Below are 24,604 nucleotides of genomic sequence, written 5' to 3' on the forward strand. Positions count from 1 at the left end.
TGTTCACACTTAAACAATAATTAGATTGTCTAATCCGAAATGGGGAAGTTCTATGAAAGCTGTTATTTCTTCTGATAAGCACTCTTTAGATTTGGTCCTAAGCGAGGCCCAGAGATTATCTGAGCAATGGCTTATCTCATCTGCACTAGACGTTGACTTTATAGATAATATACAGACGGCTTTTGGAGATAGCTTCAATCTTGAAGAGCTGGAAGTGTTGAAACAAGACTGGGCAACAGGAACCTTTACGAATTTACCTGAAGTGCAGATTCGTTCAGCAGAGGAACTGAACGGTGCAAACGGTGCATTCTCAGCAACTTTAGGACAGATATATCTTTCGCGAGATTATATAGCACGTAACTTGTCAAATGTAACAGCTGTATCCGACGTTTTGACAGAAGAACTAGGTCATTTTATTGATGCTCAAATCAATGAGATAGATTCACCTGGTGATGAGGGGGCCATATTTTCAGCTCTGGTGAGAGATGTAGAATTAAGCGAATCAGCCCTGGAAGATCTGCAAAAGGAAAACGATAAAACCTTTTTGCAAATTGATGGAGAAAGCACTTCAGTAGAGCTGAACATTCAAGATCAGGTGCTATGGTCAAATCGTATAGGAGAATCTTCTGCTCGTAAAATTGATTTTGGAGATATTCTTGGCATATCTGAACCAGACGGATTTCACAAGTTTTTCGGACCACCTGTAGTACCATTACGGGCTTTTTTGCCGATAAGCACAGGGAAGCAAGGCATACCGGGTGTGTTCTCGGGAGACGCTAGCGCTCAATTGGGTATAGCTAGCAGTCAAAATAAGACAAACGCAGCCACAGTTAAAGCCGGTCTTCAGATTGATGCTGAATATGATGCTGGCGGCGTCGACTGGAATATTCCTCTATATGCTGATGCGGTACTTAAGATTGAAAATGGTGAGCTAGGATTTGACATTAATTTTGATAAAAATGGTGCTTTTTTTGATCTAATTGCGCCTCATTTATCCTTAAATGTTGATGCAGTGTTTAATTCAGATGCAGCACTTTATCTAGATGGCAAAGCAAACTTTGAATATATTGATGTTTTTCGCTCAATATTTAGTGGATTCAAGAAGAAAGTTAATAGAAAATCCGCAGGATTCAGTGAGAAAGTAGATCTTGCGTTTAATGGAACGCATCGCTTTGTAGATCTTGATACTAAAAATGACAAACAAGTCATTGACTATATTTTTGGTCGCAAAGAGTATGGGTTTGACAGTGGCGATTTAAATATTGATCTTCCCGTTGCCGATTTCTTGGATATCGAATTTGGATTGCCAAACTTAAACAACGTTGAGTGGACTGAGCAGCCTTCGTCGCCAAATGAATACAGCTTCAAAATAGAAGATAGTTTTAAACTTTTCGATGTCAAATTTGATATTGATGAATTGATTAGAAGTACCCTACCGTATCCTATTGGGTTTAAGAATAGCAGTGGATTCGACCTCTTTGGCAGAAGGTTCGGTTACGAAGTTGACGCAACGCTTCTAGACGTCAACTTAAATGCCTCTTTGTTTGCAGATTACGACATAGACTTTTCAATCAAAGAATTAAAGCCATCGCTCACCATAGAAGGTAAAAAAAAGGACAAATTTTCTTTCCTAGATTTGGAAGATGGCTCTAATGTTGAAATATACCGCGAAATTAGCAGCCTTGCTAAAGAGACTGGTGATTCTGAGGCACTTGATTTTTGGTTTGAGTTTGATCCTATATTATCCATAACTGCTAATGCCTATATCGAACCAGTTCTTACATTAACAGGCGGTATTGGCAAACTGGAAGGCAGCTTAGAAGTAGCGGGAGAAAAAAGTGAATTACCTAAAAAAACGCTCATTGAACTTGGAGCGTTGGGCCTTAATGACCTGGAGATAAAAACTGGAAAACACTCTTTATTCGGTAGCTCTGAGCTCTTTAGTAAGCGTTTTTCGGAAATCGGCGGTTTTGGCTCCTCACTGCTACCCAACAAGAGGCGATGGGATTTCTCGGTACCGGTTAAAGATATCGGTGAGGCCCTAGGAATAGAAACTTATGATGGTACTGAGAAGCCAGACTACTTTGCAGGTACTGATAAAGATGACGGTGCTAGTTTACGCGAAGGGGCAGATGTCGCTCAGCTCAGCTTCGGCAGAGACACTATCGATGGCGGTGCGCCAGACTTTCCTGGCAACGGAATCACAACAAACTACTATGGGCCATTCAATAACGGTGGGGCTTTTACACCTTCGGCAAGCGATCTATTTATTCTAGATTCCGATATTATTCTGGCTGATCCCAACGATTCAGATGCGGCGCTCGAGGTCAGAACTGATAGGTTCGGAAAGAATCACTTCAATCTTTCCATTGGCGACGTTATCATTGACAAGAACGGCAGCAATGTAGCCGAACTGCCTAACAACACTCAGTTACGAGAGATTGAGAGAATTTTATTTGCTGATGATCTGCAATCTAGCGAAAGGAGTGTAGATTTCTTCTTTGGTGTTGCTGACAACCTCGAAGAGGATGACCGCCGCTTATACTTTGGAGGACAGCTGCCTAAGGAGCTATATGCTGCAAACTCTCCTCTCCCCACGGGAAACTTAACGGGTACTCAAGGAGACAACAGTTTTTCACTCCCTATCGGCTTTAATCGGGGTGCGCCGATAGTTCTTGGTCGGGGAGATGACATAGTTTCCCTGTTGACACTAAACGGATCAACAAAGCCAAATTTCGAGAGTCCCTTTTATTGGCGAAATCCTTATGATAAGACAAATGACCTCCTTTTGTTTGATACCCCTGATGGCATCTACGTTGATATCTTTGATTTGGGTGCAGGCCTTAATAGAGTCAATTTTCAAGATGCACTCTCGTCGATTCCGAAGCAACCAGGCTCTTCTCTCGCACCCACTCCTTTTCCCTATTCTCCGCTAATTACATCAGCAGCTCCTGGCAATATTATGTCTATCAGAGCCGATAAAGGTGTGACACCAAGGAAGCTTGTCGATAATGTTTCGCTAAGAGTGATTAATTTAGGTGGCGCAACAGTACTTTTCGCTAGAGATGCCTTGAATGGTCCCAACAACAATATATATGCCATTTTAAGTGCTGGTAATAACAGCATTGCTCTAGATAATACTGTCAATGATCTTCAGCTTACGCTTTTACTGGAGAGCGAAGGACTTAAGCATAAGTTTTCTACGTATGGTTCCCTTTCTACGTATGGTTCCGTTCAGGAAGCTAAGATTACTCTGAATAATAATGTAGCTTCCACAACAATTAACGAGTCAATAGGCGGAACTGACGTACTAACGGATTATTTAGCACCGATTAATAACCTAATTCTGTCATCCGCTGATATTGTAGGCCCCTCAACGTTTCGAGAAATGGGCAGTCAAGATAGGTACTCACTCAATTCACCTGCTAGTCAAACCTACGATATTGGCAGTGTTCAAGCCGAAAATATCCTAGTCCGAGGCCGGTTGCCTAGACAAGAAGGTGCTTTTCGGAAAGTGTATCTGAGAGATAATGTTAATAGCAGTGTCAGTCTTGGTCTATCAGGAGATATCTTTGATGAGGTTGTTTTCGATTCACAGCGTGCAAATGAAAGCGATGTATTTGAATTAACTAGGAACCGCTTCAATCAGGTAGATCTAACTCCTATGAGTGATGGCTACAACGGCAGATTCCGCGGGTTTCGTTTTGCCGCTATCCACGAACTTGTTTTGCCCCAGACGGTTGACAATCGAATCATACTTTCTGGCAGCGACGATTTTGGCTTTAGCAAAGCAGAGCTAAATGCATTAGATGTAAAAACATTTAAACCTCTTTCTGTAAGCCGTGAGCTGTCTGCAACACCTTACAGTATAAGTGCACCAGCCCAAACCTTATTGCTCGGCTCCGGAGATGATCTGGTTTTGAATAACGACTTTGCCTATGAGTTTATTTATCCTGGTGGTGGCAATAACGTTATTGCTCAAGCTGACTTTCCAAGTGTACCCATTAATATAGGCTATTTAGTTCCTGTGTCTGGTGAACGCTCATCTTATTTGAGTAGTCCGATCGGAGATGTTGTCGTCTACACAGAAGGCCATCGTTCAGACTACGTTATCCAAAAGTCGTCCGAGTTTGATAATGCTGTTGAAGTATTAAAAGCGGATGGTACTAAGGACTTGCTGTTTGGTATCAAGTTCATCAAGTTTGAGACGGAAGATGTTTCGACAATTCCTGTCGGCATTTCTACAGTGGTGGATCAAACCTACGCTAACAGTAAAGATGTCTTTGACAACGATATTAGTAACAGATTATTTGTCTCTCAAGCTGTTAGGCCCGATGGTGAGATTATTAAAGGTCAGCTTGAGAATGCATTTGCAATTGACAGAGTTGATTTGGCGTTAGACGTGATTCGTCAGCCAGGAACAGTTACCAATGTTTGGAGCTACGATATTCCGCTTAATCTAAGAGACTTTACACTACCAAAGTCCTTCTTTCTCAATGATTTTGCAGATGCTGATATCGCTATAAAAGATCTCTATTCACGCGAAGACCTTGAAATTGAACTATCTAATATTGTTCAAAATGGCGAGACAATTAATACAGAGCAGAATGTTAATCCAGACGGCAGTTGGACAATCCAACTACCGGATGATATTGATGTTGCCGATTCTAATTTTGATCCTACCAGTGCCTTTACCATCAATTACCTTATTAAGGAACCGGAGGGTTATTCTCACGCCGTTCAACTCACCCTTCAGCCTTCGTCCGACCTAGACCTTAAAGATTTAACCCTTCAAGGATTTAATAATTTATCTACAATATCTAGTCTAGAAAACTACTTTTCTAGCTTCTCAGCAGATATTTCTGAGCTTTTGGATTCTCTAAAGATACCGCTTTCGGCAGGCAGCGAATTAGCCTTTTATAGCGTGGATGATGTACTTAGTCGGCAAGCTGTCTCTGAGGATGAAATAGAGGACGGTGAGGTAGTCTTAGGGACCGATGGAGATGAAATTATTGAAGGAAGTCGCGGCTCAGACCAAGTTTATGGCGGCGCTGGCAACGATGTCTTGATTGGTCTGCAAGGTTCGGACTACATCGTAGGTCAGCAGGGTCGCGATATTATTTTGGGTAAGGGTGGCGATGATATTTTAGTGGGCGAGGACCTTTTTAATCCGATTGAAGCGCCTGATGGTTCGCCCTCTTCAGACTTGCCTTTTGTCGGAGGTGATGTGATTGATGGCGGCAAAGGCGATGATCTTCTTTTGGGCAGTAGTGGTGATGATGTTTTGCTGCCTGGATTTGGTGACAATGCGGTGGATGGTGGCGAAGGCACTGATGTTGGGGTCTCAAACGGGGTGAGCAATGATTTTAGTATTAGGCGGCGTCTAGATGGATCTGTTGTTGTTGTGGATGTGCGCTCTCAAAAGTCATTGACGCTGTATCAAAACGTAGAACGCTTTAAGTTTGATGATCAGATGCTAACGCTTGATGATATTGCAGAACCACCGGGAGAGGTTTCTGTTACAGACGATGGGACGGCTGCGACTGTTACAACAAAAGAAGGCAACAAGGTACAGCTTGAAAGTGAAAACGGTTCTCAGTTCTTATCGATCGATATTCCAACGATAGAAGACTTGCTGATTGAACAAGTGTTCATAGAGGATGCGCTAGCGTTTCTAGAGGAGTACCAAACCTCAGAAGGAGAGGCATTTGATGCCGATGCTGCTGTGTTTGAGTTTGTTACTGAAGTTTCAGAAGACGCTACTGAAGAGCTTATTTCACTCACCTTGGAAGAAGAATTGGATGTTAACACGTTTATCAAGTTCAATCCGAATACGGGCGAGACATTCGAATTTAATTATGATCCCCTTACCGGGTTAGGCGCAGAACTTAAGGATACTAATAACAATGGATTAGTAGACACTGTTCTAATTCACCTGAAAGATGGTGGTAAAGGAGATGCCGATGGAGAGCTTAACGGGATTGTCTACGATCCAGGCATACTAGCAAAATCTCTATCCGTATCCGGTACCAGAGGTCCTGATGTTATCAGTGGTACCAACAAAGATGACAAGATCGATGGACTCGGTGGTAACGATCAGTTGAGCGGCAACGACGGCAACGATTCTCTAGACGGAGGAGCAAACAGCGACACGCTCTATGGCGGTAAGGGCAATGACATGCTCGATGGGGATCGAGGTGTGGATACGCTCTTTGGCGGTGATGGCAACGATATCCTAAACGGGGGAGCGGACAACGACACGCTTGATGGCGGCAAAGGGAACGACACGCTCGATGGGGGTCGCGGGAACGACACGCTCACAGGCGGTAGCGGTAGAGACTCGCTGCTCGGCAACGATGGCAACGATATCCTAGACGGAGAAGCCAACAACGACGCGCTCTTCGGCGGTAAGGGCAACGACACGCTCAGTGGGGGTCGAGGCGTGGATACGCTCAATGGCGGTGATGGCAACGATATCCTGAACGGGGGAGCGGACAACGACACGCTCGATGGGGGTCGAGGCGTGGATACGCTCTTCGGCGGCAAAGGCAACGATACGTTATACGGCGGTCGCGGGAACGACGCGCTTTTCGGCGACGATGGTAACGACACACTCTTTGGGAGAGCGGACAACGATACGCTCAACGGCGGTGATGGCAACGACACGCTCGATGGGGGTCGGGGGAACGACCTGCTTACGGGCGGTAGCGGTAGAGACATCCTGCTTGGCAACGATGGCAACGATATTCTAGACGGAGGAGCAGACAACGATATGCTCTCGGGTGGTCAGGGTAGAGATACGTTTGTCTTATCGCTAGGTGACGGTGTTGATACCATCATTGACTTTGACACTAAGGACCTGATTGGTCTAGCAGGCGGGCTAACCATTGGTGACCTTTCCTTTGTTGGCAATAACATCATTGCTACGGATACCAGCGAAGTGCTAGCCACTCTCACTAGCGTAGACACCACCAGCCTAAACAGCACTCAGTTCGTGCTGTTTTAAGAGCCTTTGAAGTCAGCTCAGGATAACCTTCACCCTTACAACACTAATCCTGTGCACAGAAGCTAGCGGTGCATCCAGCACTGCTAGGATCTGACGCTTGGCTTTGGGCGGTATGACAAGGTATGAGAGTCTATCGAACAGTCAAGATTTATCTTCCTTAATACTCGCCCAGAACCGCAAAGTAAATGAGCAGTTAGAAGAAAAGGCGATCGCACTGAGAGAAAAGTGATTGCTCTAGACAAGGCGATCACACTGACACAGGAAGGGAGCCTCGACTATTGGCATATAAATAAAGTACACAAAACGTCCAAAAATACGTGGTTTGTCAACGGCATAGTACGTCAACAACCTGTCTTTTTTTCCGTGGTTTGTCAACGGCCTTGCAAACAGGCTGTCTTATCCTCGAACGGCCTGCTGTGTACGCAATTCACACCCATGCTTGCTAGTCGCCTAAGACACCTGAGAGGGACTGACGCTGAAGTCATGCAGACAGCAACAACAGTAGAGGCGATCGCATTCTGTAGAAAATGGAAGCGATCATTCCTTCGCTCGATATTGGCACAGTCAGACGGGTCAGCAGCAAGTAGGCCCTAAAGTAGCGATGCGATGTAGATAAGCCGAGTGTGCAAGGAGGCAACAGCCGAATTAAGAGTGGAGATAATCTCTCAGCAGCACCTGTCCTGCTGTCCCCACGTAACAGAGTTATCGACTCCGGTTACGCTGACGTTAGTAATGATGTCAGTGGAATGCAGACCACGCAAGTATCCTGACCTGGCAGCCTAAAGCTGGGAAAGGGCAAGGGGAAGTCCGAAAGGGTTAACACCCGTGAACCGTCGAAGAAGCTTCGTCATTGGCGGAATCAGTGAAATCAGGCTGACACACTGCGACCAAAAGGTGAGTGGGTGGCTTAGCGGCTCGCTACTTCGTTAAGCGATAGGTCACAATCCCACCGGAGCATAGACGGAACCCGACCCGGACGTATCTCACACACTCGGAACTGCATAAGCCCGATGGATTCTCTGAACTATCAGAGTAGGCAAACCGTAAGGGATGCACAACCATCCAGCGGGTAAAGGATGCCAGAGAAAGCGAAGGCTCTTGTGTAATGCGAGAGATAGGGGTTCGAGCTTTGCCCCACATCGAAAGATGGCAAACTTCTGGCGGGTCTTTAACGGTAAACCAAAGTAAAGGAACCGTATCCATTGTGAAAGATAGAGCCATCCCGGCATCGGAGCAAAGGAAGCTGCTAAAACACTGGACCAGTATCCACTGGGACCAAGTGAAGAAGCGTGTTAGGAACCTAAGACGACGGATTTATCGTGCCACCCAAAACGGTCAGTGGAATCAGGTGCGCAGCCTGATGAAACTGATGCTAAGAAGCTACTCCAACCTGCTGCTATCAGTACGGCATGTGACTCAAGAGAATCAGGGGCGACAGACAGCGGGCCTCGATGGCCAGACTGCCTTAACCGCTGAGAAACGAGTCCAACTAGTGAATCGATTGCAAGACCATTCCCTCTGGCAAGTGCTCCCGACTAAACGGGTCTACATTCCGAAAGCGAATGGAAAATTGAGGCCGTTAGGAATTCCTGCTCTCGAAAATCGAGTCGCCCAGACGATAATGAAGAATGCGCTCGAACCTCATTGGGAAGCCCGATTTGAGGGACATAGCTATGGTTTTCGCCCTGGTCGCAGTTGTCATGATGCTATTGAGCAGTGCTTCCTACGACTCAGACATGGCTGTGATACCTGGGTACTCGATGCAGATCTAAAGGGTGCATTCGACAATTTGAGTCACTCCTTTATCCTCGACACCATCGGCCTCGTGCCGGGTCGAGAACTCATCAAGCAGTGGCTCAAGGCAGGCTACGTAGAAGCTGAGATGTTCCATGCCACCCCCAAGGGAGCCCCCCAAGGCGGGTCCATTTCACCGTTACTCTTGAACATTGCCTTGAATGGAATGGAGAAGTTGTTGTTGTCATTTACGACAACGAGAACTTACCAGCCTTCCTCAAAGGCAAAGTCTCAATCATCGTATAAACGCACGTCGCCAACTTATGGCTACTGTCGTTACGCTGATGATTTCGTGGTAACGGCGAAGACAAAAGCAGACATCGAAGCGGTTGTCCCTATCTTGCAGGCGTGGCTTAAACCACGCGGGCTAACGCTGAATATGGAGAAGACTCAGATAGTGAATGTCCAACAGGGTTTTCCCTTTCTGGGGTTCTCAATTCGGCACCACAAAGGTAAGTGTCTCTGTAAACCGCAAAAGGAAAAGATTCTGGCCTTTCTGAAGCGGATTCGGAGCTGGTTGAAGCACAATGTTTCTATCAGTCCGGCGGCAGTAATACACCACCTAAACCCGATACTGCGAGGATGGGGTAACTACTACAAACATGGCGTCAGTAAAGACGTGTTTAGCTACGTGGATTCCCAACTCTGGCAGGCGATCTGGAGATGGTGCTGTCGGCGTCATCCGAACAAACGGAGTTCATGGGTTGCCAGGAAATACTACCGAACCTTCCAAGGACGGCTGTGGACATTCACCACGTCTGTCACTGACCGGACAGGGAAGCGGAAGCCACTAACGTTAGTGCGTCTAGCGGATATTCCGATTCAACGCCATGTCAAGGTCAAAGGAACGGCTTCTCCTGATAATCCAACTCTCGAAGACTACTGGCAATACCGCCAAACCCGATACGGTAAAGCCTATTGGGAGAAAGGCTCGAAATACTACAGAGTTGCTCAGAGCCAGAATTGGCGGTGCCCAGTCTGTCATGACGCCTTGTTCAATGGAGAAGCTCTACACACGCATCATCGGCAGCAAGTTAAGAATGACGGCACTGAGATAGAAGAGAATCTAATTCATCTTCACCAAGCCTGTCATCAGTACCTGCATAAGAATGATGTGGTTTTGAATGGCCAAAGGCTTGAGCGGCTTGATGGGATAACTGTCACGAGCCGTTCTTAGGGGAGAGGGACGCGGCGACGTGTTCCCTCTTACCCGACAAGCTGCGAAATGGGGCCATTTAGTTCATTTGTACTCTTTTAGAACTATTCTTTAGCCCTGATATGTTTAGCGACAGTTAAACATAGAGGAAGCTGAAATGAAGCGACAGTGGGAACCAGAGGAGCTAATCGAGCAGTTTACGCTGATGCCATCAGAGCTAGCGCTGCTACCTGATGAGATCACTAACGCCGCCGCGCAAAATAGACTGGGCTTTGCCATCCTGCTCAAGTTCTTCCAAGTAGAAGGGCGATTCCCTCAGCACGCTGGCGAGGTCCCAAAAGCGATCACCGATTTCATTGCTCAGCAGCTAGCCCTGTCTGAAGCGGACTACCGTCAGTACAAATGGTCAGGTCGAACGGTTAAGACGCATCGCAGCCAGATCAGAACCTTCCTCGGCATCAGGCCGATGAGGCAGAGCGATCAGCAAGAGCTGAAGCGCTGGCTGATAGAAGAGATTCTACCATTGGGCCTGTCTTTTGAAGCGCTCAAAGCACAAGCCTACGGGCAGTTGCGACAACTCAAGATTGAACCGCCCACTGCGAAGGGGTTAGAACGCCTGATCCGCTCTGCGGCCCGTCTGCACGAGCGTAGCTTTTGTAAACAGATCGCGGCTCAGCTATCAGCCAAGACTCGCGCCAGCATCAATGCCCTGCTGAATACTGAAAGCCCACTAGAGGATGAAAACAGCCAGTTTAGGCAATCGCAGTTGAGCTATCTCAAAACAGATCCAGGACGGCTGGGTCTCAACAGTCTGTTGAAAGAGATAGAGAAACTACAGCGCATCCGTGAGCTAGAGCTGCCTTCGGCGTTTTTTAATCATGTTGTTCCCAAGCTAGTGCAACAGTATCGCCGCAGAGCGTCCACTGAGCCGCCGCGAGAGCTAAGACGCCATCCGCCAGCGATTCGCTACACCCTAGTCGCTGCATTCTGCTGGCAGCGAGAACGAGAGATCATCGATGACCTAGTCACTTTGCTAATTCAAATCATCCACCGCTTGAGCATCAGCGCCGAGCGCCGAGTCGAGCGCGAATTGATTGCTAGCTTCAAACGAGTCAATCGCAAAGAGGCGCTTTTGTTGAAGATTGCAACGGCTTCCCTTAAGCAACCGGAAGGTACAGTGAGAGATGTCGTCTATCCTGTGGCCAACCCTGAGACATTGCAGTCACTGATTGATGAGCAGAGCGCAGGCGAGACCTATCACGAGAAGGTGCATACTCGCATTCGAGCGTCATACCTGCATCACTATCGGCGGATGGTGCCTGCCATTCTGGATGCTTTGAGCTTTTACTCTAATAATGAACAACATCAGCCGGTTGTCTACGCCTTAGCGATTCTCAAACGCTATCAGGATAGCAATCGCCGTTTCTACGACGAAGACGAAACTTTGGTTATTGAAGGCGTATTGCCCACCCACTGGCCAGAGCTGATCGGCGAAACTGATAGCAACGGAGAAGTCCGTATCAACCGGGTCAACTACGAGATCTGTGTGCTGCAAGCGCTATGAGAAAAGCTACGTGCTCGGGTGGTTTGGGTCGTAGGAGCCGGACGATACGGCAATCCAGAACAGGATCTACCCCAAGACTTTGAAGCTCATCGAGAAGTCTACTACCAGGAACTTAGCCAGCCGCTAGAAGCAGAGGCGTTTATTCAGCAGCTCAAGCAGACGATGCAAGCAGAGTTGAGCAGCTGAACCAGGGAATGCCAAAGAACAAAGGGGTTCGCATTCAGACGCGCAAGCACGGTTGGATCTCAGTCTCTCCGGTAGAAGCGCAGCCAGAGCCACCCAACTTGCTAAAGCTCAAGGCAGAGATTACTCGCCGCTGGCCGCTGACTGGATTGTTGGAGATGCTCAAAGAAACAGATTTGCGGGTCAACTTTACTGAACAGTTTGAGAGCGCTGCTACCCGTGAGAACCTGGACCGCAACACTTTACAGCGGCGGCTGTTGCTCTGCCTCTATGGTCTAGGCACCAATACTGGCCTCAAGCGGGTCTGTGCGGGCATCGATAACGAAAACTACAACAATCTGCTCTACGTCAAGCGTCACTACATCCACAAAGAACATCTGCGTAATGCGATTGCTAAGGTCGTCAATGCGGTGCTGCGCTCACGCCTAGAGACCGTTTGGGGTGAGGGTACGTCAGCTTGCGCATCGGACTCGAAGAAGTTCGGCGCATGGGACCAGAATCTAATGACTGAATGGCACCAGCGCTACGGTGGCCGGGGGGTGATGATCTACTGGCATGTGGAGAAGAAGTCAGTGTGTATCTACTCTCAGCTCAAGACCTGTTCTTCTTCTGAAGTCGCTTCTATGCTCGAAGGGTTGTTGCGCCACAACACTGAGATGAAGGTAGAGCGCAACTATGTCGATACTCACGGTCAAAGCGAGATTGCCTTTGCCTTCTGTCATCTACTGGGCTTTAACTTGATGCCCCGGCTGAAGCGGATCGGGGCGCAGCGACTCTACTTCCCAGAGGTAGGCACCTGATTGGCTGACAAAAGATGCAATAGCCAGGTTGAATCGCTGTCATACAGGGACTTGAGAGCCGCAAAGGTTGCGAGGGGGAGCCAGCGTTCTAAGATTTAGATGCAACTCAAAACCAAAGGAACGCTGTGAAAAAAACTCCCGCCTCTACGATGCCTTGAAAGCCTGGCTGGGTCAAGATTGCCCCTGGGCACATCTATCGCATCTAACGACCTGCTGTTGGATGGTGTTTGCGCTGATTCAAACCGGCAGCGTCAGCCTGACAAAGTGGACAACCTACTTGCCCTGTCGCGGTCTCTACGCCCAGAGTAAACAAAGACGGGTGCGTCGCTGGTTAGGCAATAGCCGCATCAACATCCACCGATTGTACAAACCGCTGATTCAAGCGGCCTTGGCGACCTGGGAAGCCGAGTGCCTTTATCTTTGTTTAGACACCTCGCTGTTTTGGGAGCAGTACTGCTTAATTCGGCTAGCCGTGGTGTATCGAGGCCGCTCCATTCCTCTGGCTTGGCGAGTTCTAGAACACAACAGTGCCTCTGTTGCGTTTGAAGCCTATGAAGAACTGCTCAGGCAGTCTACGCAATACTTGCCTTCAAACGCAAACATGATTCTGTTGGCCGACCGAGGCTTTGTGCATACCCGTGCGATGACGCTGATAAAACAACTCGGCTGGCACTACCGCATCCGTATCAAAAGTGACACCTGGATTTGGCGACCCGGTTCCGGCTGGTGTCAACCTAAATCGTTTCACCTAGAACGAGGTCGGGCACTATGTTTCCACCACATCAGACTCCATCGTCACGAACAGTACGGCCCAGTGCATGTCATCATCGGGCGCAACAACATCAATGGTGAACTTTGGGCCGTCGTCAGCGACCAGCCCACTAGCCCGCAAACCTTTATGGAATATGCCTTGCGCTTCGATATCGAGGAAGGATTTTTAGACGACCAGTCCGCCGGTTGGAATCTACAACGCTCTGAGATTCGAGGCCTCACTGACCTCTCTCGCTTATGGTTTATTCTGGCAGTAGCCACGCTTTACGTCACGGCTCAAGGCGTAGCGGTTGTGCAATCAGGCCGTAGGCGATGGATTGACACACACTGGGATAGAGGCAACAGCTACTTTCGCATCGGATTGGAGTGGACTAAGGCGGCTCTGCTCAACGGTTGGCAGGTGATTAAACAGGCTTGTTTTACCTCTCACATTGATCCGCAACCGGCGATGGCTTCTAGGCCACAACACAACAAGAAGTCCGGGCGCTTGCTCGATTTCAGCGTGATTACCGTTAAGTTTGTTCCTGATTAAACTTTTGTCAGCCAATCAGGGTAGGCACTAAAGCCACCTACCAGAACTTACAGCCAGTGTTGAGTCGGGCGATTGACTGGGATTTGATTCGCAGGCAGTACGACCAGCTGATCAAGTATGCGACGGCGCTGCGGTTGGGCACGGCTGAAACCGAAGTCATTCTCAGGCATTTCAATCGTAGTGAAACCAAGCACCCGACCTATCAAGGTTTGGCAGAGCTAGGCAGAGCGGTCAAGACGATCTTCCTCTGTCGTTACCTACATTCTGTTGAACTGCGACAGGAGATCCAGGATGGTTTGAATGTAGTAGAGCGCTGGAATGGCGCTAATGACTTTATCTTCTATGGGCGCAGCGGCGAGTTTGCCAGCAATCGGCGTGCTCATCAGGAGCTAGCGGCGCTAGCATTACATCTGTTGCAGATCAGCCTGGTCTATATCAACACGCTGATGATTCAGAGAGTGCTGAGTGAACCCAGGTGGTGGGCGCAGATGCAGCCGGAGGACTTGCGGGCACTGACGCCGCTGTTGTGGAACCATGTCACACCCTATGGTGTGTTTAGGTTGGATTTTAGCGATCGCATTGACTTAGAGCCTGTCGGCAGCGCCTTATCATCGGCCTGAAACAGCGTCGAGTAGCTGCTCGGCACCGCAACTAGCCAACTCTCTTCTAGCAGGGAAAAGCTGCTGCTATACAGGCGTTTCAGCCGTTTCATCTGCCCATAGCGCCAAGGGATGAGTCTCACGAGAATTCAGTCGTTTCAGCCGACTTAGTAAGCGCCGATTAGGCCAGATCTAGTCTGGCGCTCTGAAGCACTGTGAGACTCACTGTAAGATTGAGTCGTTCGCTGGGGAGCAGATGAACCATGTTAATAGTTTATGCGTACTAAATTGCCCCATTTCGCAGCTTCGCTACTTTAGGGCCAATAAGACTGCAATTTAGCGCATAAAGTATTAAGCTCAAACATGGGAATTTCATAGGTTAACCACAACTCACGAAACTCCCTTCTTAGTTATCTTAAAAGGTTTTGTTCTATATAAAGGAATAGGAAATAAAAAACTTGACTTATTTCTACTATGCAAATTTATTGTCTGTCACAAGGTAAATAAGTATGGCTAACAAAAAAACTGGGGATGACTACCGTGCAAAAGCCATTAATGATTATATTCTAAAAAACCTCATCGGTAGAGCTGACCTGGGAGCGCGGTCTAGAGGAGAAATCCTTTTGAGAAACAAATATGCAGAATTTAAGAGAGAGGCCGAAGAGGATCCCGACATTGACCCTAGTAATAAAATAAGAAAAGAATGGAAAAATAAATACGAGGGTAAAATTAAAACATTAGGAACTCTAATCGAAGTCCTTGCATCTCTAAAAGAAACCGTTTCAGGTCAAAGAAGAACCAATCTAGAATGTTCAGATAAGCTGATTGGATATACAACGAGTAGTAATAAGGTTGAATTAGATATTGCGGAATTAACAGAAGAGGAAATCTTGCATGTATTACAGATACTAAGTCAGCCAACTGGAGAAGAACTTCAGAGTTTAGGTTTGATTGAAACTGATCTCAATATTTTAATAAAACAAGCATCTCTAAATTTTGCTAGATACTCAAGCCAACACAGCCACGAGCAGATAGTAAATCTTTATAAAACATCATTAAATATTATTAAATCACAGTCTAACGAACGCTCTTTTAATAGTTTGACAGAAGTCGAAAATCACCTCAGCAATGTGTTATTTAGGAATGGTGGAGTTAAATATAAAGCTCATCTAAAAAAATCACAGCAAAAGGTATTTGACGGTAAGAACTTTAAAGAGAAAGTCATAGATGTATTACGTCTAATGCTTTTGCAAGCAGGCACTAGCCAATTTAGGTTTATTAACATTTCTGATGACGATAAATATGTAAAAACCTATTTCACACCTGGCTTTGTTGAAAATATTACTCAAATACTGATTGATAACTATTTATTAAATCATGATTTCTCAATTTATCTAAAGACTATAGATATAACTGGCTCAAGTTTGAACTCAATACTAAGAAAACCACAAGACTTTTTTCATGATAAGCTACTTACCTTAAAGATTTCAACTACGGACTGCAGATATAGCCCGCAAGCACCTATCGATGCAGTCTTCGACATATTGAATAATCAGTCAACTATTGAAACAACTGGTGAGTTTTATATAAGGGTTTGGGAAGAAGGGAAATACAAACCTTTTTCAAAACGCGTCTATGAGAAACTAAAGATTCAAGTAGATGATCATCTAAGATTCTACTTTAAGTGCAAAACTACTGGAATTGGAGGCACTCAATCTCAGTTCATCAGAGTGATCAATTCAGCACTATTTTGGGGAATTCATTGCTTGAAACATGAGTTTTTCCCTATTGCCCATGATGTTGTCATCTTGAAAAATATGGTTCAAGACAACATTCCATCTCCTGTCTTATCACACAGTTTGGTGAAACTTTGTCGCCATAGAACAATGCAAGAAACACTTGAAACGAGTTGTAAGAAATATCCAGGAGATAGGAAACTAGTTAACAAAGAAAGTTCGCTTCGCTCCTATGCAGAATTTTCCACGATTGATCCAGTGGGTTATGGAGACTACTGTAGTTTTGACTCACTGCTAAGTACAGCTAGAGCTGCTCTACAGGCACGTTTGCGCGCAATTAAGGATGCCGGCATTTCTGCTCATACCTATAACTGTGATCTTCTTTATCGAGTGGAGCAGCAAACAATCTTAGATGAAGCGGAGGCGCTTTATCATAGCTATCCATTTTCTACTTTGGCTATGGAAAGTTGGCTTCAACGAGAACTTTTCGATACGCTTGATCAAAAGAAGCTTGATAAAAAAGACTCATATATTACTATTAATGCCTATCTTTCAATCACTGAATTGTTCCTTAGTGAAGGTCTATATCGTAAAGCTTATACTAGGTTACATGAGTTGAAGTCTTGGTTACATAACGCATCAAAAATTTGGTTTGACTGGTGCAGATCTTATCGCGAGGGCACAGACCCGAGCTTAGAGTTTATTTGTGATGATCAAAAGATATCAACCTCAATACTCGCACGTTATGAAATATGTTTGGCTGAATACTTTTATATACTTGATTGGGAGGTAGAAACTGATGACATATATGGCTTAGATTTGCTACCGAAGAGTCTGAAGAATATTCATTATAGAGATTTAAACGAAGCGTCTTGGAAGGCTTTAGATAGAGCTCAGCAGTTATTGACTTCCAGGCTTGCGAACTATCATTTGATCAATGAGGTTTCACAGGCTACCTCTCACCCACATTATCATCTGCTCGCTAGGATCTATCTTCTACGTTCTAAGATGCTTTTATTATCACCAAAGTATGCGGGTATTTACAATAATGTACTGTACCAGCTACCCACGGAGTCTCCTTCAAGAGAAAGTCGTACCAGTGCTTCAGATATATATAGTGCCCGCTTATTCCTATCAGAGCGATCACGTTCTTTTTCTACTGCAGATGGTGATTCTGAACTATATATGATTTGTACTGTCTACCAATGCTGGAATTGGTTGATGGCAGCTTTTACAGTCAAAAGCTTTAGTCTGCGAGACAACAAATCAATTTCTGTAGACAAAGCTACATGCTTAAGCTGGGCAAAAAAACTGCGCAGTCATGCTTTAGCTTCCTACGCAGAACCCGGTCAACGTTATTATCATGCGGTTAAGGAAAAGTCAGGACTATCTCAAGAGTTCTTCAATAAATACAGTGAGTATGGAGCGTACAAAATTGACCCAATTCCTATTATTCAAGAGATTGATTCATCCGTTGATAGTCAGCAGCCAGGATATGACTGTGAAGAATATCCTGTCATTTTGAAGCTTGATATGAAGTACTTATGTTTGAAGAATCTGTCTGGATTAGATACTGAGCCTAATAATCCGAAGATAGTTTATTTGTTTGGCCCAAAGTCGTGCTACCTATTTTTTGTGCGCGGCTTGTTTTTTCTTTGCAGCAGTGAAAATGAGGAATTCACAGATGGATCTGAAAACTTAGCTATCGACTGGAATAGTAAATTGGTTCACTGTTATCGTTTGTTTAGCTACTCATGGGCTATTGCTGAAGACCATTGCAGAATTACAGAAGATAATGGTACTAAGTCTAGTTGGAATATTATTCGATTCAGTGACTCTACGGAAGAACCTCATATTCAAAGTGTTAATGATTTGTACCCTCATCGTATCTCTGAGATTGTTGATCTAGGTAAAGTCTTTTCTGCAGTGTGTCTAACTCTTCAGTTATATACTCAACGTCAGAGTTCGCAAGCGAAACTAAAAAAAGATATAAATTTGCTGCTTGATAGCTTTCATGAAGTGAATGATGGCCAATCAAAAGTATCCTTTTATAATGGACAAAAACGTTTCAATGCTCATCTTAGCTCATTTTTGAAAAAGTGTAAGTCTATGATTATCTCTGAAGTAAAAGAAGCGAAGTACACGGTCGATCCGCAATTAATTTCTCAATATCGTGACAATCTTATTACAAAAATATTCTCTCTTACTATGGAGATTTGAACCTTTTAGGATTAGACATAGAAAATTTTGATAGTTGTTCTGGTGAAACTGTTATATGTGAGTAGCCTAATTAGAACCCATCTACATTAATGCGGTCATCCTTTCTCTGATTTGACTTAAGCAACCTGGAATAACGCTTCCAGATCCTCAACACCTTTTATGAATCGCTCTCTGCGCGACCGCAGGGCGCTGCATAAATAGAGGATGATTTTTATCATCCTGGTATAGCTGTTAGAGAAGTGACTGATGGCATGTCCTGAATGCCAGTCTGAACATATTCGCAAAAATGGTCACAAGCGAGGCAAGCAAAACTATATCTGCGCGGACTGTCGTCGTCAGTTTGTAGAAAACCCCAAAGAACATAGCGGATACAGCGACGAGGAAAGAAAGCAATGCCTGAGCATGTATAGCCTTCCGCACTTTGCTGACTACACTACGAGAGGCTACAGCCCTTTATCAGCAACCCAAAGTGCATAGCAATGCTCGAATGCATCCGCGGATTGCTATATGTCAACGGCATGGGGTTTCGTGGCATCGAACGGGTGACCAAAATTCACCACACGACGGTCATCAACTGGGTAAAGCAGGTGGGTGAGTTATTGCCTGATGCTGATGACCCAGAAGAGACACTGCAAGTGGGTGAACTCGAGGAACTACAGACGTTTGTGGGGAGTAAAAAACCAAAATCTGGATATGGACCGTCGTAGACCACTTCAAGCCAGGAATCTTAGGTTTGGCTCATCGGTGACCACAGTGCTGAGACGTTTGAACCGTTGTGGGCAATTGTGAGTTTGTGGCAATGCTTTTTCTACGTGACGGATGGCTTCAAGGTATATCCAATAGGACTTACGCAGGAGAGAACTGAATACTCGGACTTCTGAGTTGTTGAACTAAGTAGTCGTTCAGCAACTCTCGCTTGAGCTGATAGACCGTCTTGCTGGTTTGAGTGGCTAACGCCTTAAGCCTTACCCACACTAACAATGCACAGCCAATATGGTTGCGCTGTATCCTCGCTCGCCGACACTGACAAGACTCCAATCCTGTCAGTTGCTTTCCCTCTCGGTGCAACTGCTCAATACGCCAACGGTGGCTACATGCTTCTTGAGTAGCCTCAGTTGACTCCTGAGTCATATCGTTAGTCACGATATAGTCCGTGCGGCGGGTAGACGCCACAACCCGGAACAGTTTCACTTTGTGGCTTTTTGGAAAACCTCTGAGCTTGATAACTTTGCCTACTGTCTCTTCCCTTCTGCGCCACTCCAAACTATCGACGCGCTGATACGACTGCTCTCCACTTGAATCATCTACCTTGCGGTTGCTCTTTAGCGGACAGTAGTAGACTTTGTTCAACGACTCGACGAGTAACAACAGTTGCTTGGCTGCATACCAGCTATCCATTAGCACCGCATGAAAGGGCAACTGCCTATGGTGCACGATGCCCAGCAACATCTCCTGAACGTGGTCGAGCTTGCTTTTACCATCGCCGTCTGGGTCATATATCCGATAGTCGATAATCCAGAACTGGTCTGTGTTGGGATTGACATAGACACAGGTGACGACTCCAATACCTTTGATGACTTGCTTAGCGTTGCCACTGTATTGACGACGAACCAAATCAATGGCAAACGAATGGCGCTTGTCGAGAACGGTGTCATCGAACAGAATATAGCCATAGGCATCGGCATCGACCGCTGAGGCTACATTCTCCCAAACTAGACGAGGTGTGATGCGCTCTCGCTTCAGGTAGCGATTGATCTGGTCATGACTCCAGTTGTCGCTATGCTCAGCAAAGTGAGTCAACGTATAGTTGACCTGAGAAACCAGCAGATATTGGCAGTAGTCGAGGCGGCTAAAACAGTTATCCATACGCTGATCTTATCGAATACAAGTTCAGCTAGTCGCAGACCACTGCGTAAGTCCTATCCAAACTACATTCCAGACGGAGACCAGATAGTGAGTAAGACTTACATGACTCGGGTTGAGGGAGAGAATACCCGATTGCGTCACTATCTGGCCAGGTTGCATCGCAAGACGTTGTGCTACTCAAAATCAACAGAGATGTTGAAACACTCTATGCGACTATTGATTCACTACCTAAAGTTCTGGGATGTGCCTGCTCCCTCTAGATTCATCCCTTAATTCAGCAACGCCCTATTTTGAATACTCAGCTCTGCCAGTTTCGATAGACATGCGGTCTATTCAACATTGTTCTGTTCATCATATTTTTTATTATCTATTAGCCAGTCCTGAATTTTCCCAACAGTACCTTTTTCTTCCTCATTCACCTCCACACCTAGTATAAAGGACACAACAGGTCGTAAGAGGTCGTTATCTCGAGCTCGCCACCCAAGCTTCATACAGCTGATGCCAAACCAAACAATTACCATTAGACCAAGAATCGTAGCGGCTGTATCCCCAATGCGTTTGAAAACGTTCATCTATAGTTTCTCCCCTCTATAGTCCTGAACCGGTTTGCGATTCGGATTCAAAAGAGCTGGTCTCGCCAGATGTCTCTATCGACATCTGAGTCTCTGTATTTGCAAATGATTCTAGAGATCTCTGGCTTTCTAAGCCTGTTTCAAGATCGTTAGGAATACTTCTCTCTGACGAAAGTTCTGATAGCGCGTCACATCCCTCACCTTGATTTGGTTGCCATGTTTCATTGTATTCTTCTGAGCCAAGTGCTTCCCAGGGGTCGACATCCCTTTCTGTGTGTTCGAACAAACTGTATTCAGGTGAAACCGAATCTGGCGTTCCAGCCCCAGGCCCTTCTATTATTAAATTGCCTTGCTGATCAAATGTGCATTGCTGACCGATATACATCGTTTCGCCATTACTTGCCTCATACTCAATGTAGTCTGCAGATCGAAAGGCAGTTTCAGCCCCAGGATGATAATCTTCTAAGAATTGTCTATCGAACCAATTTGCCTCATCAAAGTGACTATTTTCTCTAGCATCCTCAACAGTACAGGGACAATCTGGCAGCGCATCCAGCCAGCCCGACTCTTGCTTTAACTCATTGGCAATTACTCTTGCTTCTACCTTCTCAGGAGTAGATTCTTGTTTATCACTACCAGTAAAATCAGACATTTTTTCTCCTTAGAGTAAAGATTCAGAATGATAAAACAGGGAAAAAGTTAAATTAAACACTTTATTAAGTAAACTCTGCTAAACCCAATGCATAATCTACTGCTGCTGTGATATCGGCAGAACAATTTGGATCTAATGCTTGCTCTAACAATTTGGGCAATTTGGCTAATAGGTTATCTTCAAAGTCAATCCAGAACGCTCTACAGAAATCATCAAGCAAAGTAGACTGCAGAAGTCCTGTAAAGCGACCTGTACGTTGTAGAGACCTTAACGAAACACCAGGGTTATCTACACTGACTTGATGCTTAAAGTCTGATCGGATATTGAGTACTGCTTGCATCTGTCCATTCTCATTAGGGTGCATTGAGGTGTAGGTTGGCTTTAGAAAATAGTTAGGTAATCGCTCGTGTATCAGTTCAGTGATAGCTGGAACTCCAGGACTTAGAGAGATAATAGTCTGGTATACGTGCTGATTGCGTTGCCATCGTTCTAAATCCACTACTGCGGGTGTAACCTCAACTAAGCCAAGATCGAACTCTCGCAAAAAATCGCCACTCTCCCCTAGTCTGCCTACCGGTAACCGATGTGTCTCATCTAAGACCGCTAGGACTCGCTCTCGCTGTTGTCCTTTGAAGGGCTGAGGATCTGGCCCAAGCTCAAGCACCCTTGCTAGTAAACTATCCCAAAAGAGTGGTCCTAGAACTCGAGATGCGGGATCATGCAATGGCAAACTCACTACAACCAAACTTCGCCTGTAAAGTACTTGGTCTATTGCTAATTCCTTTAATCCTGCATGGGGTTCGCTGTACCACAACAAATCCTCGTGGTCGAGGGAACGAGCAAACAGGTTTACCCCATGACGTGTCATTGCGAATTCTGGCTTGTTTAGGTAGAAAAAGTTGAGCATCCCTAACTGAGATTTGATCTCAAGTAGAAACTGATGTTCTTCTTCTTCTGACCTTTGAAGCATATTCTCCAATTGGCGGGCGAACTGGAGGGGGTGCTTCATAAAGTTCACCCATTGCCTCAGCGTCAGACGATCTTTAGGTATAAATCGCTGTAAGAAGAGCAGCACCTGCTCAGAAATATTTGCTGCATTGTAGAGAAATGCCACCATATCGCCGCTCACTGCGTGCTGATCTTGGATCTGTTGAGTTACTGTATCTAGAAATGCTCGACGATCCTGAGGAGCTAAAATATAGAGCAATGGGTTAAACCAACAGTTGCCTCGCGGCCAGCGATATACTTCTAGCTCGGGTTGTCTAAGTTTCAAATATGCTGTCAAATTAGTGAACGCAGCCCCCTCAGCGCCTCCTTGTTGTCCGGCCTTAGCTTCACAAATGACTACTGAACCATAAGTCCGTATAGCTCCTGCCACCACCCGAGACAACATAGTTGTTTTCCCGGATCCTATTGCCCCACCTATACAGACATGACTAGATAGTACTGGAGCTGGAAGCCATATCGGGAAACGCTCTTTCCCTTTAGGATCTGAAGCACCTAACCCCAAAAAGATACTGCCGGGATGAGGGTGGACTGCGGTACACGTCTGCGGATGTGCGAGGACATTGACTAAGTCCTTTGGCCGAATTTTAGGCTCTTCAGCAGTGGACGGTTGAGTCAGAGGATAAACGAAGAATTCGGTTCCATTTGAAAGTCGATGTGATGGTAACATAAGCTCACGAAAATGGATCCATACCATAATTATGTACTTTATCTTGCATTGAAGGAGAGATAGTCTGCATAGGAGTTTGGAGAAGCTTAGAGCTTTGTAGAATTTGAGGTAGTAGTGCGACTAGCTTTTGTTGCTCTATGTCAGTTAGCTCTGCATTAGCAAGAATCAAAGTTGTTGCTTGACTGATGAAATTTTGCATTAACTCCGGTTGTTGCGCGACCAGCTCTTGCTCTACGGCAACCTGAACAGCGGTGTCTTTCCATTTTTGAGTACAAGATTCCTTGAGCGAATCGCGCTGAGCCTGAAAAGTCTCAGTCAAAACACAGCTAGATAAAGCCCACTTTGCAACTACGATATTGAGTGTAATCAGACAGACGGTACGAAAAGTATGCTTGTGCCACAAAGACATTAATACATTCCCAATCGTGCTTGGCTCGGTGAATACCTGCCACATTCCTGTATAGGCAGGTAGTAAATGCCACATCATCACTAAATAGAGAAGAGTCGCAATGATGATCAATGGGTAGACGAGGACTACTCCAGGACGAATGGTTTTCAGACTTGGTTGAGATAGAAGTTGATTACTTCGGACTGCGATCCAGGCAGGACCAGGGAGTAGGAATGTCCAGGTAAGTACCCAAACAACGTTACACTTGTGGGCTTGTTCATAAATTGACTGGATGCGATCTAAAGCTTGTAGGGGATTTGCTGTTCTGAATTCATCTAACTGAACTTGAATTCGTTGACTGAATTCGACAGGGAAAGTTTTGCTATAAAGCATGGCCTATTGTCTGTCTTAAGAATTGACTGCGCTGAAAAGGGATACACTAATAGAGGCTTCGGAAGTTACGATTAATACGATGAGAAGCCAAGTCACGAATTACCGCCAAGCTCTGAAGTTAATCTCTAGAGCCTGGTGGTCCGTTAAATGCCTTCTGATACGATGCTTTGGTATTTAGCCATCAACTGATTCTGCAACTCACAAAAGTCATCTATCTCTTGATCGAGCTGGTCCGCTAACCGCTGCTGTAACCGATCATCCTTGATGGCCTTCAACCGTTCCTGTTTGCGCTCAATTCTTTCAATGAAGCTCTCTTCTATCCGATCTGCCTCCTCGCGCAACTGTTGAGCCTGTTCAATAAGTAAACGGTGGGTTTCTGATCTAACTTTCGCTTTTCCCTGCGCTAGATACTGATTGCAGGATTCCTTTAACGCTTGTGCCTGTGTGTCCTTAACCATTTCTAGCCGCTCGAGGCGAGCCTCTTGTGTGATCCGAATGAGATCCACTTCTCCCCGCTGCAGCTCTCTTTGTCTGGCATCTAATCGACTAGTAATCCAGTTGTGCCGCACTTTCCGAGTCTGCTCAATGAGAGCCTCTTCTTGTGCAGAAATAAGATCAATATTACTTGACTGGGACTGAGCCAAAGAATTGTTTAATCTCATCGATTTGTACTTCTCTGCCATGGTCTGTTTCTCAA

The 24,604-nt window shown here is 45.7% G+C and carries 14 protein-coding genes and 3 pseudogenes; 10 read left to right on the top strand and 7 right to left on the bottom strand.

Going from position 1 to position 24,604, the window contains the following annotated elements; all coding sequences use genetic code 11:
• Positions 1 to 52 precede the first annotated feature (52 nt).
• Positions 53 to 7,006, top strand: coding sequence for a calcium-binding protein (locus S7335_RS22495; RefSeq protein ID WP_006458270.1), 6,954 nt, complete (start codon positions 53 to 55; stop codon positions 7,004 to 7,006).
• A 918-nt stretch (positions 7,007 to 7,924) separates the two neighbouring features.
• Here S7335_RS22495 and S7335_RS28600 read toward each other — a convergent pair.
• Positions 7,925 to 8,209, bottom strand: a complete 285-nt coding sequence (locus S7335_RS28600; protein WP_198011490.1) for a hypothetical protein — start codon at positions 8,207 to 8,209, stop codon at positions 7,925 to 7,927.
• Position 8,210: 1 nt separating this feature from the next.
• Here S7335_RS28600 and ltrA point away from each other — a divergent pair, with 1 nt between their 5' ends.
• From ltrA to S7335_RS22525, 8 genes and pseudogenes are all read left to right on the top strand, one after another.
• A complete protein-coding gene (ltrA, locus tag S7335_RS22500) occupies positions 8,211 to 9,977 on the top strand; it encodes a group II intron reverse transcriptase/maturase (protein ID WP_227500097.1) in 1,767 nt (588 codons plus the stop codon).
• Between the two features lie 136 nt (positions 9,978 to 10,113).
• Positions 10,114 to 11,520: a DUF4158 domain-containing protein gene (locus tag S7335_RS28605; RefSeq protein WP_006457998.1), complete on the top strand. Its 1,407-nt coding sequence runs from the start codon at positions 10,114 to 10,116 to the stop codon at positions 11,518 to 11,520.
• Between the two features lie 18 nt (positions 11,521 to 11,538).
• Complete coding sequence (locus S7335_RS28610; protein ID WP_006457936.1) at positions 11,539 to 11,706, top strand: hypothetical protein; 168 nt, start codon at positions 11,539 to 11,541, stop codon at positions 11,704 to 11,706.
• Between the two features lie 8 nt (positions 11,707 to 11,714).
• Positions 11,715 to 12,503: a Tn3 family transposase gene (locus S7335_RS28615; RefSeq protein WP_006458178.1), complete on the top strand. Its 789-nt coding sequence runs from the start codon at positions 11,715 to 11,717 to the stop codon at positions 12,501 to 12,503.
• 220 nt (positions 12,504 to 12,723) lie between these two features.
• Positions 12,724 to 13,806 carry a transposase gene (locus S7335_RS22510; protein ID WP_038019365.1) on the top strand — a complete coding sequence of 361 codons (1,083 nt, stop codon included), beginning with the start codon at positions 12,724 to 12,726 and terminating at the stop codon, positions 13,804 to 13,806.
• A gap of 23 nt (positions 13,807 to 13,829) precedes the next feature.
• Positions 13,830 to 14,426, top strand: a pseudogene (locus S7335_RS22515) (Tn3 family transposase); the annotation flags it as partial.
• Between the two features lie 488 nt (positions 14,427 to 14,914).
• Complete coding sequence (locus S7335_RS22520; protein ID WP_006457771.1) at positions 14,915 to 18,361, top strand: hypothetical protein; 3,447 nt, start codon at positions 14,915 to 14,917, stop codon at positions 18,359 to 18,361.
• A 246-nt stretch (positions 18,362 to 18,607) separates the two neighbouring features.
• Positions 18,608 to 19,200, top strand: a pseudogene (locus S7335_RS22525) (IS1 family transposase); the annotation flags it as partial.
• A gap of 7 nt (positions 19,201 to 19,207) precedes the next feature.
• On the opposite strand, the gene S7335_RS22530 reads toward S7335_RS22525, so the two are convergent.
• On the bottom strand, positions 19,208 to 20,227 hold the full coding sequence (locus S7335_RS22530) for a transposase (protein WP_006458415.1): 1,020 nt from the start codon (positions 20,225 to 20,227) through the stop codon (positions 19,208 to 19,210).
• A 48-nt stretch (positions 20,228 to 20,275) separates the two neighbouring features.
• Between S7335_RS22530 and S7335_RS28130 the strand changes: the two are divergent.
• Positions 20,276 to 20,500: pseudogene (locus S7335_RS28130) on the top strand (IS1 family transposase); the annotation flags it as partial.
• Between the two features lie 56 nt (positions 20,501 to 20,556).
• On the opposite strand, the gene S7335_RS22535 reads toward S7335_RS28130, so the two are convergent.
• From S7335_RS22535 to S7335_RS22555, 5 genes are all read right to left on the bottom strand, one after another.
• Entirely contained in the window at positions 20,557 to 20,799 is a 243-nt protein-coding gene (locus tag S7335_RS22535) for a hypothetical protein (protein ID WP_038019523.1), read from the bottom strand.
• Between the two features lie 16 nt (positions 20,800 to 20,815).
• Positions 20,816 to 21,451, bottom strand: coding sequence for a hypothetical protein (locus S7335_RS22540; RefSeq protein ID WP_006458251.1), 636 nt, complete (start codon positions 21,449 to 21,451; stop codon positions 20,816 to 20,818).
• A gap of 64 nt (positions 21,452 to 21,515) precedes the next feature.
• Positions 21,516 to 22,844: a hypothetical protein gene (locus tag S7335_RS22545; RefSeq protein ID WP_050766040.1), complete on the bottom strand. Its 1,329-nt coding sequence runs from the start codon at positions 22,842 to 22,844 to the stop codon at positions 21,516 to 21,518.
• Positions 22,845 to 23,130: 286 nt separating this feature from the next.
• On the bottom strand, positions 23,131 to 23,907 hold the full coding sequence (locus tag S7335_RS22550) for a hypothetical protein (RefSeq protein WP_006457877.1): 777 nt from the start codon (positions 23,905 to 23,907) through the stop codon (positions 23,131 to 23,133).
• Positions 23,908 to 24,050: 143 nt separating this feature from the next.
• Complete coding sequence (locus S7335_RS22555) at positions 24,051 to 24,590, bottom strand: hypothetical protein (protein WP_006457757.1); 540 nt, start codon at positions 24,588 to 24,590, stop codon at positions 24,051 to 24,053.
• Positions 24,591 to 24,604 lie beyond the last annotated feature (14 nt).

Origin of the sequence: Synechococcus sp. PCC 7335, from assembly GCF_000155595.1 — a bacterium.
In the GTDB taxonomy this organism is placed as follows: Bacteria; Cyanobacteriota; Cyanobacteriia; order Phormidesmidales; family Phormidesmidaceae; genus Phormidesmis.

Bases quoted from the DNA above. Each gene is read 5' to 3' on its own strand.
- S7335_RS22495 (WP_006458270.1), top strand. From the start codon at position 53: ATGAAAGCTGTTATTTCTTCTGATAAGCACTCTTTAGATTTGGTCCTA.
- S7335_RS28600 (WP_198011490.1), bottom strand. From the start codon at position 8,209: ATGGATACGGTTCCTTTACTTTGGTTTACCGTTAAAGACCCGCCAGAA.
- S7335_RS28605 (WP_006457998.1), top strand. From the start codon at position 10,114: ATGAAGCGACAGTGGGAACCAGAGGAGCTAATCGAGCAGTTTACGCTG.
- S7335_RS28615 (WP_006458178.1), top strand. From the start codon at position 11,715: ATGCCAAAGAACAAAGGGGTTCGCATTCAGACGCGCAAGCACGGTTGG.
- S7335_RS22510 (WP_038019365.1), top strand. From the start codon at position 12,724: ATGGTGTTTGCGCTGATTCAAACCGGCAGCGTCAGCCTGACAAAGTGG.
- S7335_RS22520 (WP_006457771.1), top strand. From the start codon at position 14,915: ATGGCTAACAAAAAAACTGGGGATGACTACCGTGCAAAAGCCATTAAT.
- S7335_RS22530 (WP_006458415.1), bottom strand. From the start codon at position 20,227: ATGGATAACTGTTTTAGCCGCCTCGACTACTGCCAATATCTGCTGGTT.
- S7335_RS22535 (WP_038019523.1), bottom strand. From the start codon at position 20,799: ATGAACGTTTTCAAACGCATTGGGGATACAGCCGCTACGATTCTTGGT.
- S7335_RS22540 (WP_006458251.1), bottom strand. From the start codon at position 21,451: ATGTCTGATTTTACTGGTAGTGATAAACAAGAATCTACTCCTGAGAAG.
- S7335_RS22545 (WP_050766040.1), bottom strand. From the start codon at position 22,844: ATGTTGTCTCGGGTGGTGGCAGGAGCTATACGGACTTATGGTTCAGTA.
- S7335_RS22550 (WP_006457877.1), bottom strand. From the start codon at position 23,907: ATGCTTTATAGCAAAACTTTCCCTGTCGAATTCAGTCAACGAATTCAA.
- S7335_RS22555 (WP_006457757.1), bottom strand. From the start codon at position 24,590: ATGGCAGAGAAGTACAAATCGATGAGATTAAACAATTCTTTGGCTCAG.